Below are 13,689 nucleotides of genomic sequence, written 5' to 3' on the forward strand. Positions count from 1 at the left end.
CTCCTTCGTTCATAGTGCAGGTGCACCGGGTCGATCCGGAACGCCTGCGTTCCCCTTGATGAATCCGGAACCTAGCGGACGCCAGGAACCTGGAAGTTGAAAACGCCGGTATCGAATTGGTTGTATGCCTCGTAGTCGACGAGTTCGTAGAGGCGCGCACGCGTGAGCATGTTTTCCACTTGCGCTTCTTGGGTCCCCGCAGCCTTAATCGATTCCAGAGTACGCTCTGCAGCGCCCATGGCAATGCGGAGGAGCGTGACGGGGTAAATGACCATGTTGACGCCCACCCCTTGGAGCTGGTCGACGGTGAAGAGCTCGCTTTTGCCGAACTCGGTCATGTTGGCCAGGATCGGAACGTCCACGGCGTCGCGGATGGCTTGGAATTCGTCCAGGGTGGCCATGGCTTCAGGGAATATTGCGTCGGCGCCGGCGTCTACGAGGGCTTTGGCGCGGTCCTGTGCTGCCTGGATTCCTTCAACGGCGCGGATGTCGGTGCGGGCCATGATGAGGAAGTTCGGGTCCCGGCGGGCGTCTGCTGCGGCGCGGATGCGTTTGGTGGCGGTGTCGATGTCGACGACGTTCTTGCCGTCCAGATGTCCACAGCGTTTCGGGTTGAACTGGTCCTCAATGTGGCAACCGGCCAGGCCTGCGTTTTCGAGTTCCTGGATGGTGCGTGCCACGTTCATGGGCTCGCCGAAGCCGGTGTCGGCATCCACCAGCGACGGCAAATCGGTCATGCGGGCGATTTGCCCTGCCCGGGTGGCTACCTCGGTGAGGGTGGTGAGGCCGATGTCCGGCAGGCCGAGGTCATTGGCGAGGACTGCGCCGGAGATGTAGACGCCGGCGAAGCCTTTTTCCTCGATGAGCCGGGCCGAGAGCGGGTTGAAGGCGCCCGGGAACTGCTGCACGGTCCCGGAGGCCAGCAGTTCCCGGAGTTTCAGCCGCTTCTGTTCGGGGGTGACTTTGGAGTACAGCATTTAGAACAGTCCCTTGGGTGCGTTGTTGAGGTTGATCACGCCGGGGGCTGCGGTGATGTTCAGCTGGTCCAGTTCGCCTTCGCCCAGTTCGGTGACGCGTTCGACGGCAGCGAGGAACCTTTCGATTTCGGCTTCCTCCACGAGCCCGGCAGCAAGCGTGCGGAACTTGTTGATGTATTGCTCGCGGGCGAACGGCCGGGCACCGAGCGGGTGGGCGTCGGCTACGGCGATCTCGTCCGTGACAACCGACCCATCCGTGAGTGTAATGACAACAGTGCCGCCGAAGGCTTTTTCCGCGATGTCCAGGGAGTGGTAGCGGCGGGTCCATTCCGGGTCCTCCACAGTGGTTACCTTGTGCCAGAGTTCCACGGTGTCCGGGCGGGCGGCGCGCTCGGGGGCGTAGGAGTCCACGTGGTGCCACGCGCCGTCCTGCAGGGCGACGGTGAAGATGTACGGGATGGAGTGGTCCAGGGTTTCGCGGGATGCCGTGGGGGAGTACTTCTGGGGGTCGTTCGCGCCGGAGCCGATCACGTAGTGCGTGTGGTGGCTGGTCTTGATCAGCACCGATTCCACGTTGGCGGGGTCGGTGGTTTCGGGGTGCTCGCGGTGCAGTTTGCGGGCGAGGTCGATCCAGGCCTGGGCCTGGTACTCGGCGGAGTGTTCCTTTGTGTAGGTGTCCAGGATGGCGCGCTTGGCTTCACCGGGCAGCGGCAGCGGGACCTCGTAGGAGGCGTCCGGTCCGTCGAGCATCCAGGCGATCACGCCATCTTCGCCTTCGTAGATCGGCACGGGTGACGTCTGTCCGCGCATGGAGCGGTCCACGGCTTCGATCGCCATCTTGCCTGCGAAGGCCGGGGCGTGGGCTTTCCAGGTGGAGATTTCGCCCTTGCGGGACTGACGCGTGGCGGTGGTGGTGTGCAGAGCCTGGCCCACGGACTGGAAGATCGTCTCGACATCCAGCCCCAGCAAGGTGCCGATGCCTGCGGCGGCCGATGGGCCGAGGTGGGCGACGTGGTCGATCTTGTGCTTGTGCAGGCAGATGGCCTTGACGAGGTTCACCTGGATCTCGTAGCCGGTGGCGATGGCACGGACCAAGTCAGCGCCGTTGGAGCCAACGTGCTGGGCAACGGCCAGGATCGGCGGGATGTTGTCGCCCGGGTGGCTGTAGTCGGCGGCCAGGAACGTGTCGTGGTAATCGAGTTCACGCACGGCTACGCCGTTGGCCCAGGCAGCCCACTCCGGAGAGACCTGCTCAGTGATGCCGAAGACGTGGGCACCCTTGCCGTTGGCGGAGGGGCCGTGGGTCAGGGCCTGTGCACGGGCTGCGACGATCGGTGCCCGGTTCAGCGAGGCGATGGCAACGGAAGCGTTGTCGATGATGCGGTTAATCACCATGTCGGTGACCTCCGGGGTGACCTCGACGGGGTCGGCGGCGACCACGGCGATCTTGTGCGCCAGTTGCTCCTCCCGGGGAAGGTTCTCCTCGGACTTGTAAACACGGACGTGGTTGGACTTGACCATGGTGCTCCTTCTGGTGGGACGTTCAGCCGGCTGAATGAGCGGCTTTGAGGTGGGTGAGACTGCGGTGCAGGTGGACCATCGTGGCGGCTTCGGCCAGGCGCGGGTTGGCGACGGCGATTGCTTCGGCAATGGCGGCATGTTCGGCGGCCGCTGCTTGGAGCCTGGCGGTATCGTCGGCGGCCAGGCGGCGGACGCGGGCAAGGTGGACGCGGAGGCTTCGCATGGCGTTGGCCATGTACACATTGGAGATCGCGGCGTCGATGGCTTCGTCCAAACGGCTCACCAGGGCGTAGTACTCGTGCCTGGCGGGATCGTCGTCGCCCAGCAGCGTGGGAGCCAGCAGCAGTTCTGCGTGCAGTTCCGCGAACACTCCGGGTTCGCCGCGTTGCGCGGCGAGGGAAGCGGCCCTCACTTCCAGGGTTTCGCGCAGTTCGAACAGTTCGTCGATGCTGTCCAGCGAGATATCGGTGACGACGACGCCGCGGCCGCCCGCCGCCGTCGTCAGACCTTCCGCGGTGAGTCGCCCCAGCGCTTCCCTGACGGGAGTGCGCGAGACCCCAAGGCGTTCGGACTGCTCGACCTCAGCGAGGACGGTGCCGGGGCGGAGGCGCCACTCGAGAATGTCTTCCCGGAGGGCCCTGTAAGCCCGATCACTGGCGCGCATGACCTCAGTGTATACATTGAGGATGAGCTACGCCAGCATTGGGGCTATAGAGCGATGCTTTGTATACATTCATTCAATTGCGGTTCCAGCCATACTCGTTCTCCGGTCGGCCAGGAGTACCGTACCGCGGTGCCCGGGTGACCGTTCCGGCGTCGGCCAAGTACTCCAGATACCTGCGGGCGGTCACCCTGGACATGCCCAGCGCGTCCATGACTTCACTCGCGGAAATGGGATCCTCGCGCCCCCGCACCAGTTCCTTGACCGCTTCGAGCGTGGACCCGGACAGACCCTTGGGCAGCGGCAGTTCCGTCGGGGCACGGAGGCTCGCGAACGCCTGGTCAACGTCGCTCTGTGACGCGCCGGCTTTGGAAATCCCGGACAGTGAACCCGCCAACTGTTCGCGGAATGTCCGATAACTGCGCAGCTTGTCCGCGAAGGTGGCGTACGTGAACGGTTTAATGAGGTACTGCACGACGCCGATGGATACGGCACTGCGGACAATGTTCAGTTCACGGACGGCCGTGATGGCGATGATGTCGGCGAAGACACCTGCTGAGCGCATGCGGCGGGCGACATCCAGCCCATGCAGGTCCGGGAGGTTCATGTCCAGCAGGACCAGATCCACGGGGGAGCCTGATGCTGCGAACTCACCCAGGATGCGCAGGGCCGATTGTCCGTCTGGCGCTGTTCCCACCAGGGTGAATCCGTCCAGGCGGCCGATGTAGACGGAGTGGGCATCCGAGGCGATCGGCTCGTCCTCTACAACCAGGACGCGGATGTCTGTCATGCCTTCTCTTCCTCGGGAACCGGCGAAGGCAGCACAACATGGAACTGTGCACCGCCGGGATTGCTGATGGTCATCGTACCGTTCAGCCGCTGGACGGCCTGCCGCACCAGGGCAAGACCCACGCCCCGGCCGTGCGCTCCACGGGAGTTTCCCTCCGACGACTTGGTGCTGAATCCGTACTGCAGGACGTCGTCGATCGATTCAGGGTCGATGCCGGCGCCCGAATCGCGCACGGTGAATTCGACAGCGGCAGGACCGGCGTCCACGTCCATTTCCACTTGGCGGGGGAAATCCCCGGCTGCCGCGGCATCGATCGCATTGTCCAGCAGGTTACCCAGGATGGTGACGAGGTCCTGGATTTCCAGCCCCCGGACACCTCCACTGCCTGATGTCCGGACAATCAGTTCCACGCCGCGCTCATGAGCTTCGGCGGCCTTGCCCATCACCAGGGCGCTCATGACGGGTTCATCCACCGAGGCCACCATGTCATCGGTGAGTTGTTGGCTGAGTTCCAGGTCCTTGGTGGCGAAGTCCAGGGCCTGCGGTGTCCGGCCCAGTTCCAGCAAGGAGACGATCATGTGGAGGCGGTTGGCGTGTTCGTGGGTCTGGGCGCGCAGAGCATCGGAGAGGGTTTTCATGGTCTGCAGCTCCGTGCCCAGGGATTCGATTTCCGTGCGGTCCCTGATGGTGGCCACTGTCCCATACACCGCCGGTTTCTGGCGGCTGCGCGCGGGAACCGGTCCGACCGCCGGAGCCTGGTTGATCACCAGGATGCGGGAGCCGGTGAGGTGGATTTCGTCATGGGCGGCCCTGCCGGATTCGAACAGTGCCCGCAGGCTACCGTCGATCGGCAGCTCCGCCAGCTTTGGCGCCGCCGTTGGTGACCTGTCGGCGTCGGAAGGCTCCAAACCCAGGAGTTCGGCTGCCTGGTCGTTGTACATCACGGCCTTGCCATGGGTGTCGATGAGAATCAGGCCCTCGCGTACTGAGTGCAGGACCGATTCGTAGTAGGCGAAGAGCTGTGCCAGCTGTTCCGGCCCCCAACCGCGGGTGACCGAGCGGAGGTAGCGGCCCAACAGCCAGGCAGCAAAAGACCCGAACGCCAGCACCACCAAGGCAATGCTGCCAATGACGCCCAACCGCTCGGCGACGTCGGTGTCCACCGTGCGGACCGTGACCCCTGCGGCAACCAAAGCCTTGATGGATCCGTCCGGTGCCCTGACCGGTGCAATGGTACGGACCGAAGGCCCCAGCGTTCCCGCAGTGACTTCAGTGAAGGTCTCTCCGCGCAGGGCTGGCTCGATCGTCCCGATGTAAGGCTTGCCCAGCTCTTCGGCCCGGGGGTGGGTCCACCGCGTCCGGTCCGGAGCCATGATCGTAATGAAGTCCGCATCGGCATCGTGCATGACCTTCAGGGCATACGGCTGGAGCGTCTCTGATGGGTTGGCAGTGGCGGCCGCCTCCAGCACCAGGGGATTGTTGGCAATCGACGTGGATAGGGCAAGCATCCGCCCGCCGGCGTTGTCATAGGCCCGGTCCCTGGCTTCCAGCACCGAAAAGGTCCCGAAGACCGCCGTCATCACCAGGACGAACAGCAAGTTCGCAACAAACAACCGCCGGGCAATGCTCCAGCTGTGAAACACATGGACCTCCATGACCAATATGACCGCAACGGTGATGTATGTCACCAGCGGCTCAATGATGGATATCACACAAGGGCAGCGGATTGGACATCAGTGCAGGACCGCAGCGCCTTACACAGTATCCAGAAGGAGAATCCCATGACCTCTCAACGAGGAGAGTCGGCAGTAGCTGCCAAAAGTGGACGCAAGGGGCTCGACAAGTCGCACTACCTGTACATCGCGGTCATCCTGGCCGTAGTGCTTGGCGCTGTCGTCGGCCTGATGTTCCCTGAGGTCGGAAAGTCACTCAAACCGCTGGGTGATGGCTTCATCAAACTCATCAAGATGATGATCGCCCCCGTGATCTTCTGCACCATTGTCCTTGGCATCGGCTCCATCGCCAAGGCCGCAACCGTCGGCAAGGTCGGCGGGCTCGCTTTGGGGTACTTCGTGGCGATGTCGACGTTCGCGCTCGCCATCGGCCTGGTGGTCGGCAACCTCATCCACCCGGGTGAGGGACTCAAGCTGACGCCGTACGATCCCAACAAGAAGGCGGCGACGGACAGCACCGTTGACTTCCTCCTCGGCATCATTCCGGGCGACATCCCCGTCCTGCCCACCCTGCTTGCTGCAATCCTGGTCGGCTTCGCGCTGCAGAAGATGGGCAAGCAAGGCCAGCCCGTCCTCAATGCCATCGGCCACGGTCAGCGACTCGTGTTCCGCATCCTCATCATGATCATGTGGCTGGCCCCGGTAGGTGCATTCGGTGCGATTGCCGCCGTCGTCGGTGCGACGGGTGCCCAGGCCATCCTGAGCATGTTCACCCTGATGCTGGCCTTCTACATCACCTGCGCCCTGTTCATTGTGGTGATCCTCGGTACGTTGCTCCGCGCCGTGGCCGGTGTGAACATCTTCCGCCTCATGAAGTACCTGGCCCGCGAATACCTGTTGATCTTCTCCACGTCGTCCTCCGAAGCGGCTCTTCCCCGCCTCATCGCCAAGATGGAACACCTGGGTGTTTCCAAGCCGGTCGTTGGCGTCACCGTTCCCACGGGCTACTCCTTCAACCTGGACGGCACGGCCATCTACTTGACCATGGCCTCCCTCTTCGTGGCCAACGCCATGGGTACGCCGCTTGACCTCGGTGCGCAGATCTCGCTGCTGGTCTTCATGATCATTGCCTCCAAGGGAGCCGCAGGCGTAACGGGTGCCGGACTGGCGACCCTGGCGGCCGGTCTCCAGGCGCACAAGCCCGAACTCCTGGGCGGGGTAGGCATGATCGTTGGCATCGACCGCTTCATGTCGGAGGCCCGCGCTCTGACCAACTTCACCGGCAACGCTGTGGCCACCGTCCTCATCGGTACCTGGGTCAAGGAAATCGACAACGGCCAGGTCGAGCGGGTCCTCTCCGGAAGCGAGCCCTTCGACGAGCAGACGATGATGGCCCATGGCGAAGAAGACGTGGTTGTCGCCGAAGCCGAAACCCGCGGCAAGGCTGTCGTCTAACAGCCAAGTCCCGGAACAGAACAGCAACGCCGAAGGCCGGCACCATCCAGGTGCCGGCCTTCGGCGTTTTCCAATTCCCGGGCAGGCTCCCGGATCCCAACCTTCGACCTCAACTAGAGGGTCAAGGCTCAAACAACGGACAAAGTCAAGTTCCCCGGATTACCGTGTCGGGACATGTAGCCTAAGGGGGTAGTAGCGCTGCAGCCGGGGGTACAGCGGCAGGGAAGATCGTCGTCGAAAGAGTGGTTAGATACGTGAGCATCGAACGGGGAACAGCTACGCTGGAAGGCACCGAGCTCGATCTGGAAGACGCCGTCATGGGGCCTACCGGCCGCCCTTACCGCGAATTCCCGGAACCCGCACCCCTTGCCTCCCACGGGCCGGCGCGAGTCATCGCCATGGTCAATCAGAAGGGTGGGGTCGGTAAAACGACGTCCACCATCAACCTTGCAGCAGCGCTCGCAGAGTACGGCCGGCGGGTCCTGTTGGTGGACTTTGACCCCCAGGGCGCTTTGTCGGCGGGCCTGGGCGCCAATCCGCATGAACTCGACCTCACTGTCTACAACGTCCTGATGGACCGCAAGGTCAATATCCGTGACGCCATCCAGCAGACCGGGGTGGAGGGCGTGGATCTCCTTCCTGCCAACATTGACCTCTCTGCTGCTGAAGTGCAGCTCGTCAATGAGGTAGCCCGGGAACAGGTCCTTGACCGCGCCCTCAAGAACGTCGAAGACGACTACGACGTCGTGCTCATTGACTGCCAGCCCTCGTTGGGTCTTCTGACCGTCAACGCGCTCACGGCAGCCCACGGCGTCATCATCCCTTTGATCTGCGAATTCTTCGCCCTGCGCGCCGTGGCCCTGCTTGTGGAGACCATCGAGAAAGTCCAGGACCGCCTCAACCCGCGCCTGCAGGTTGACGGCGTCCTGGCCACGATGTACGACGCCCGGACCCTGCACAGCCGTGAAGTCATCTCCCGCCTGGTGGAAGCCTTCGGAGACAAAGTCTTCGAGACCGTCATCAAGCGCTCCATCAAATTCGCCGACGCCACGGTGGCGGCGGAGCCCATCACCAGCTACGCCGGCAACCACATCGGTGCCGACGCCTACCGCCGCCTTGCCAAGGAACTGATTTCGCGCGGCGGCGCGCCGTAACCGACGGTGGCACCGTCACTCGCCCCGGCATCGGAAGCGATCGCCGAACGGGAAGCACCCGACGCCGATACCTCCGCAGCTCCCAAAGCGGGCTTTGAGGTCCGGCTGGCCAACTTCACCGGCCCCTTCGACCTCCTGCTGGGACTGATTTCCAAGCACAAGCTGGACATCACCGAAGTGGCCTTGGCTACCGTCACCGATGAGTTCATCAAGTACATCCGCCGCCTCCAGGAACTGGGGGAGGACTGGGCATTGGACGAAGCCAGCGAATTCCTGGTGATCGCAGCAACCCTGCTTGACCTCAAGGCCGCCCGCCTCCTGCCCGCAGGAGAAGTGGAGGATGCCGAGGACATTGCCTTGCTGGAGGCAAGGGACCTCTTGTTCGCCCGTTTGCTGCAGTACAAGGCCTTCAAGCAAATCGCCGGAATCATGGGTGAAACGCTGGAGCAGGAAGCCATGCGGTACCCGCGCCAAGTGGCTCTTGAGGCTCACTTCGCCGCGCTGCTTCCGGAACTCGTGTGGCGGCACACCCCTGAACAATTCGGTGAACTGGCGGCCAAAGCGCTCAAGCCCAAGGACTCGACTCCGGAAGAGGTGGGTTTGGGCCACCTTCACGCCCCGCCGGTGAGCGTCAAGGAGCAGGCGGCGATCATCGGCCATCGCCTGAAGCTGGGTGCCCCGCTGTCCTTCCAGACGCTGATTGCCGATGCCGAAACCACCTTGGTGGTGGTGGCCCGGTTCCTGGCGTTGCTGGAGATGTTCCGGGATCGCGTGATCGCGTTCGAACAGCCGGAGCCGCTGGCAGAGCTGACGGTGCGGTGGACCGGCGACGACGCCGAATGGGACAGCTCAAGGCTGAGTGAAGAATACGAGGCAGGTATCAATGAGTGAACAAGAAGCGGTCCAGGATGGGCTTGCGGAGCTGGAGGCTTTGCCCGGCGGAGCCCGCGCTGCGCTGGAGGCCGTGCTCATGGTCATCGACCAGCCGGCAACCTCAGAAGAGCTGGCCGCCGGACTCAACGTAACGGTCGCCGTCGTCGAGGATTTGCTGGAGGACCTGCGGCGGGAGTATAGCGGCTATACTGTTAAAGCCCCGGACGTGGATGCTGTCGGCTTTGCCGTTGCCAGCACTGCACCCCGGGGTTTTGAATTGCGGAACGTCGCTGGAGGGTGGCGGATCTATTCACGGTCGGATTTCGCCGACATCGTGGGAAGGTTCGTCCTCGAGGGGCAGACCACCAGGCTTACTCAGGCAGCACTTGAAACCCTGGCGGTTATTGCTTACAGGCAACCGGTCTCCAGGGCCCGGGTGTCCGCCATTCGCGGCGTTAACGTCGATTCCGTGGTCAGGACCCTTACACAGAGGGGCTTGATCGAGGACTCCGGAACGGATCCCGAATCCGGGGCTGTCCTGTATCGGACAACCTCGTACTTCCTGGAACGGATGGGCATTGGATCGGTGGCCGAATTGCCACAGCTCTCGCCGCACCTTCCGGGTTTGGAAGGGATCGACGAATACTACGACGCAAGCCGGATGTAGCCGCGGGCTTCAACAGGCTGTGCGACACAACTTCATACTGAATTTCGGCACCTTATATAGGTGCACAGCGACAAGGGGCAGACGATGTCTGCCCGGCTGGCTAGTGTTGATTGCAGCACACAATGCCGGCCATTACTACACAAGGACGGGTCATGACACAGGCGGGACGCCAGAGTTCACCACGTAACGGTTCGGGGCGCAACAGCTCCGGACGCAATGAGGCCAAGGGAGGCGGCACTGGCCGCTCCAACGCCGGCGGCTTCTCCGGCCGCGGCGGAAGCGCCGGCGCTGGAAAGCGCAACTTCACCCAGGGCGAGGGTCGCCCCTTCAAGGCTTCGAAGCCGCGCGAAGCGGCACCCTTCGATCCCGACAACCCCACAACGGCCGGCGACTACGACCGCGGCCAGGCTGCAAGGCCTGCCAAGCCGTTCCGCAAGCCCGGCTCCAACAAGCCCGGCTTCGGCAAGGCACCCGGCACGCCCGGCGCTTTGAAGCCCAAGGCCAAGCCGGCCCGGCAATACGGTTCCAAGGCCTTCGGCAGCGAACGGTTCGGCCAGAACCTTGGCCCCGTGCGCAAGCCGGGCCGCAACCGCGGGCCCCGCCAAGAGGTCCCGCAGTCGGACCTTCACGATGCCGACGGCGTACGCCTGCAGAAGGTCATGGCCCAAGCCGGAGTTGCTTCCCGCCGTGTCTGTGAGGAAATGATCCTCGAAGGCCGCGTTGAAGTAGACGGCGTGGTCACCACCGAGCTCGGAATGCGCGTGGACCCTGCAACGGCAGTCATCCACGTGGACGGTATCCGTATCCAGCTGGACGAGACCCTCGTCTACATGGTGTTCAACAAGCCCAAGGGCGTTGTCTCCACCATGGAAGACCCCGAGGGCCGCCCCTGCATCAGCGACTTCCTCAAGAACAGCAAGAACAAGGGCGAACGCCTGTTCCACGTAGGACGCCTCGACGTCGCCACCGAAGGACTGCTTCTGCTGACGAACGACGGCGAGCTCGCCAACCGTCTGACCCACCCTTCCTACGAGGTACCCAAGACGTACCTGGTCCAGGTGCGTGGCCCCTTCCCGCAAGGAGTCGGCGCCAAGCTGAAGAGCGGCGTTGAGCTTGAAGACGGCGTAGCAGCAGTGGACTCCTTCCGGCTGGTGGACTCCACTCCGGGCCACGTCCTGATCGAGGTTGTCCTCCACTCCGGTAAGAACCGCATTGTGCGCCGCATGTTCGACGCCGTCGGCTTCCCGGTAGAACGGCTTGTCCGCGTCAAGGTTGGTCCCATCGGCCTGGGTGACCAGCGCCAGGGCAGCATCCGCAACCTCGGCAGGCAGGAAGTCGGACACCTCCTGGCATCTGTGGGGCTCTAGGGCATGTCGGCATTCGGTACGCACGGCCGGGGCCATCTTGATGGCCCGGTCGTCGTTCTCGGTACAGGCCTGCTGGGGGCCAGCATTGGCCTCGGGCTGCGCGGACGCGGGGTCCCGGTCTTTCTTTTCGATCCTTCGCCCACCAACCAGGCGGTTGCGGTGGACATCGGTGCAGGCCGGCCTTTGTCTGAGCTGGATGAAGTACCCCAACTGGTAGTCGTTGCTGCCCCGCCTGACGTGACGGCCGACGTCGTGCAAAAAGCGCTGGGGGACTACCCGTCCGCCGTCGTCGTCGACATCGCGAGCGTAAAGGCAACCATCCTGGCGCAGCTGCGCGAACGCGGAGTTGATCTCTCCCGGTACGTGGGGACACACCCCATGGCCGGGCGCGAGAAGTCCGGTCCCGTTGCAGCAAGGGGGGAACTCTTCACGTCCATGCCGTGGGTCGTTTGCCCTTCCGAGGAGACCTCGGCAGCGGCCGTCCAGGTAGCGCGTTCGCTCGCCGGAGATCTTGGGGCGATTGTCTCCCAGTTCACCGCGGACGAGCACGATGAAGCCGTTGCCTTGGTGTCGCATCTGCCGCAGATCATGTCGTCCCTGCTGGCCAGCCGCTTGCAGGGTACGCCACTGCATGCCCTCTCCCTGGCCGGGAACGGGCTCCGGGACACCACCCGGATTGCCGCCAGTGATCCAACCCTCTGGGTGCAGATCCTGGGAGGCAACGCAGACAAGGTGGTGTCCATCCTGCACGGTGTGCGGGAGGACCTGAACCGGCTGATCGGCACGTTGGAAGCACCGTCCGCGCCGGGCGCCAGGCTCGACCTCGCCCAACTGATCAGCGAAGGCAACGCCGGCCAGGCAAGGATTCCAGGCAAACACGGCGGACCACCGCAGGCCTACTCGTGGCTCACCATCCTGGTGGACGACAAGCCAGGCCAGATCGCACGTCTCCTGACCGAGATCGGTGAAATCGGCGTGAACCTTGAAGACCTTCGGCTCGACCATTCGTCCGGGCAGAACGTGGGCATGGTGGAGCTCTCCGTGCTTCCCAGCAAGCATGACCTCCTTGTTGAAGCTTTGACCGACCGTGGATGGCGGGTACTCCAGTAATGACACGTGAATTCTTTGGCCCCGAGACGGTCGCCCGCCCCGGCAAGCCCTTGGTGATTGCGATCGACGGCCCTTCGGGTTCCGGAAAATCGAGCGTCAGCAAGGAAGTGGCCCGCCGCTTGAAGCTGGCTTACCTGGATACGGGTGCGATGTACCGTGCCTTGACCTGGTACTGCCTCAAAACCGGAGTGGACCTGCAGGACGGCGCCGCCGTGGAACATGCCTCCAAAACCATGCCCTTGGAAGTCAGCACCAGTACTGCCAAGGAATATGTGGCCGTTGACGGCACCGACATCACCGATGAGATCCGGGAACCCCTGATTTCGTCCTCTGTCAGTGCCGTGGCGACAACCCTCGGCGCACGCACCGAATTGATCCGCCGGCAGCGAGAGCTGATCGACCAGCACCACCACCGCATGGTGGTGGAAGGGCGGGACATAACCACTGTCGTCGTCCCCAATGCCGAGGTCCGTATGCTCCTGACCGCCAGTGAGGAAGCCAGGCTCCGGCGTCGTGGAATCCAGTTGGGTGGCACGCAGAGCAAAGAGCAGCTTGCGGCCCAGGTAATCCAGCGCGATGCCAAGGACTCCACGGTGGTGAACTTCACCCAGGCTGCCGACGGCGTTGTGACGCTAGATTCTTCCGACCTCAACTTCGAGGAAACCGTCGACACCGCCCTGGCAATCGTCAGCAAGGTCATCTATGGCGACTAGCAATCAACTCCCGGCAGCGTGGACGCGCCTCTGGAGCCGGCCTGTGGGTTGGTTCCTGGACCACGTCCTCTACCGGACCGAGGTATCGGGCAAGACCAACGTGCCCGCTGCCGGCCCGGTGGTTTTCGCCGCCAACCACATCAGCTTTCTGGACGGACCGGTGATGTTCGGCGCTTCGCCGCGTCCCATGCACATCCTGGTCAAGAAAGAGATGTTCAAAGGATTCCTGGGCAAGGTCCTCAGGGGCTCCGGGCAGATTCCAGTGGACCGGACCGGCGACCGCACGGCGCTGCACATCGGCAAGCAACTGCTCGACGACGGCCGCTGCGTCGGGATTCTTCCTGAAGGAACCCGGGGGAGCGGCGCCGCAGAAAACATCAGCAACGGGGTTGCGTGGCTCGCCATCAATTCCGGAGCAACAGTAATTCCGGTCGCCATCCTCGGAACCCGCCAGGGTGACGAGCACCGCGACCATATCCCCAAACCACGCCGCAAGCTCCATGTGAGCTTCGGCGAACCCATCACGGTGAAGCGCCGGAAGGGCGAACCGGGGCGTGTTTCAATGGACAGGGCAGCTGCGGAGATCCGTGAAGCCCTTGCCGGACACGTCCAGGATGCCATCCTGGCCACGGGCCAGGGCCTGCCTACGGAGCCTGTGCCCGGGGTAGCCCTTCTGCAGCACCGCCCATCAGAAGTAGCCGGGACGCCGGCAGACCACCACTAAGGAA

General features: G+C 63.5%; 13 protein-coding genes. 8 read left to right on the plus strand and 5 right to left on the minus strand.

The features are described from left to right. Positions 1-71: 71 nt before the first annotated feature. The 5 genes from prpB to PYR64_RS06305 all read right to left on the minus strand — a co-directional run bounded on the left by prpB (position 72) and on the right by PYR64_RS06305 (position 5,592). On the minus strand, positions 72-977 hold the full coding sequence (prpB, locus tag PYR64_RS06285) for a methylisocitrate lyase (protein WP_064723236.1): 906 nt from the start codon (positions 975-977) through the stop codon (positions 72-74). Beyond that, positions 978-2,498 (minus strand): MmgE/PrpD family protein, encoded by a 1,521-nt coding sequence (locus PYR64_RS06290; protein WP_039240691.1) that lies wholly within the window; start codon positions 2,496-2,498, stop codon positions 978-980. A gap of 22 nt (positions 2,499-2,520) precedes the next feature. Continuing rightward, positions 2,521-3,162 (minus strand): GntR family transcriptional regulator, encoded by a 642-nt coding sequence (locus PYR64_RS06295; RefSeq protein ID WP_026267373.1) that lies wholly within the window; start codon positions 3,160-3,162, stop codon positions 2,521-2,523. 73 nt (positions 3,163-3,235) lie between these two features. Then, positions 3,236-3,949: a response regulator gene (locus tag PYR64_RS06300; protein WP_018779248.1), complete on the minus strand. Its 714-nt coding sequence runs from the start codon at positions 3,947-3,949 to the stop codon at positions 3,236-3,238. Then, positions 3,946-5,592 carry a sensor histidine kinase gene (locus tag PYR64_RS06305; protein ID WP_039240744.1) on the minus strand — a complete coding sequence of 549 codons (1,647 nt, stop codon included), beginning with the start codon at positions 5,590-5,592 and terminating at the stop codon, positions 3,946-3,948. The genes PYR64_RS06300 and PYR64_RS06305 overlap by 4 nt, the downstream gene beginning before the upstream one ends. Before the next feature lie 138 nt (positions 5,593-5,730). On the opposite strand from PYR64_RS06305, the gene PYR64_RS06310 reads away from it, so the two are divergent. The 8 genes from PYR64_RS06310 (at position 5,731) to PYR64_RS06345 (ending at position 13,685) form a co-directional block, all read left to right on the plus strand. After that, positions 5,731-7,077, plus strand: a complete 1,347-nt coding sequence (locus PYR64_RS06310) for a cation:dicarboxylase symporter family transporter (RefSeq protein ID WP_275778952.1) — start codon at positions 5,731-5,733, stop codon at positions 7,075-7,077. A 254-nt stretch (positions 7,078-7,331) separates the two neighbouring features. Further along, positions 7,332-8,231, plus strand: coding sequence for an AAA family ATPase (locus tag PYR64_RS06315; protein WP_018779251.1), 900 nt, complete (start codon positions 7,332-7,334; stop codon positions 8,229-8,231). A gap of 39 nt (positions 8,232-8,270) precedes the next feature. Continuing rightward, complete coding sequence (locus PYR64_RS06320; protein WP_227453703.1) at positions 8,271-9,122, plus strand: ScpA family protein; 852 nt, start codon at positions 8,271-8,273, stop codon at positions 9,120-9,122. Next, a complete protein-coding gene (locus PYR64_RS06325) occupies positions 9,115-9,771 on the plus strand; it encodes an SMC-Scp complex subunit ScpB (protein WP_018779253.1) in 657 nt (218 codons plus the stop codon). Before PYR64_RS06320 ends, PYR64_RS06325 begins: the two co-directional genes overlap by 8 nt. A 152-nt stretch (positions 9,772-9,923) precedes the next feature. Continuing rightward, complete coding sequence (locus PYR64_RS06330; RefSeq protein ID WP_039240696.1) at positions 9,924-11,138, plus strand: pseudouridine synthase; 1,215 nt, start codon at positions 9,924-9,926, stop codon at positions 11,136-11,138. Between the two features lie 3 nt (positions 11,139-11,141). Then, positions 11,142-12,248 (plus strand): prephenate dehydrogenase, encoded by a 1,107-nt coding sequence (locus PYR64_RS06335; RefSeq protein ID WP_039240699.1) that lies wholly within the window; start codon positions 11,142-11,144, stop codon positions 12,246-12,248. Beyond that, positions 12,248-12,961, plus strand: coding sequence for a (d)CMP kinase (gene cmk, locus PYR64_RS06340; RefSeq protein WP_039240700.1), 714 nt, complete (start codon positions 12,248-12,250; stop codon positions 12,959-12,961). Before PYR64_RS06335 ends, cmk begins: the two co-directional genes overlap by 1 nt. Continuing rightward, positions 12,951-13,685, plus strand: a complete 735-nt coding sequence (locus PYR64_RS06345) for a lysophospholipid acyltransferase family protein (RefSeq protein ID WP_275778957.1) — start codon at positions 12,951-12,953, stop codon at positions 13,683-13,685. Before cmk ends, PYR64_RS06345 begins: the two co-directional genes overlap by 11 nt. Positions 13,686-13,689: the final 4 nt, after the last annotated feature.

Source organism: Paenarthrobacter sp. Y-19 (genome assembly GCF_029223985.1).
In the GTDB taxonomy this organism is placed as follows: domain Bacteria; phylum Actinomycetota; class Actinomycetes; order Actinomycetales; family Micrococcaceae; genus Arthrobacter; species Arthrobacter nicotinovorans.

Bases quoted from the DNA above. Each gene is read 5' to 3' on its own strand.
- prpB (WP_064723236.1), bottom strand. From the start codon at position 977: ATGCTGTACTCCAAAGTCACCCCCGAACAGAAGCGGCTGAAACTCCGG.
- PYR64_RS06290 (WP_039240691.1), bottom strand. From the start codon at position 2,498: ATGGTCAAGTCCAACCACGTCCGTGTTTACAAGTCCGAGGAGAACCTT.
- PYR64_RS06295 (WP_026267373.1), bottom strand. From the start codon at position 3,162: ATGCGCGCCAGTGATCGGGCTTACAGGGCCCTCCGGGAAGACATTCTC.
- PYR64_RS06300 (WP_018779248.1), bottom strand. From the start codon at position 3,949: ATGACAGACATCCGCGTCCTGGTTGTAGAGGACGAGCCGATCGCCTCG.
- PYR64_RS06310 (WP_275778952.1), top strand. From the start codon at position 5,731: ATGACCTCTCAACGAGGAGAGTCGGCAGTAGCTGCCAAAAGTGGACGC.
- PYR64_RS06325 (WP_018779253.1), top strand. From the start codon at position 9,115: ATGAGTGAACAAGAAGCGGTCCAGGATGGGCTTGCGGAGCTGGAGGCT.
- PYR64_RS06330 (WP_039240696.1), top strand. From the start codon at position 9,924: ATGACACAGGCGGGACGCCAGAGTTCACCACGTAACGGTTCGGGGCGC.
- PYR64_RS06335 (WP_039240699.1), top strand. From the start codon at position 11,142: ATGTCGGCATTCGGTACGCACGGCCGGGGCCATCTTGATGGCCCGGTC.
- cmk (WP_039240700.1), top strand. From the start codon at position 12,248: ATGACACGTGAATTCTTTGGCCCCGAGACGGTCGCCCGCCCCGGCAAG.
- PYR64_RS06345 (WP_275778957.1), top strand. From the start codon at position 12,951: ATGGCGACTAGCAATCAACTCCCGGCAGCGTGGACGCGCCTCTGGAGC.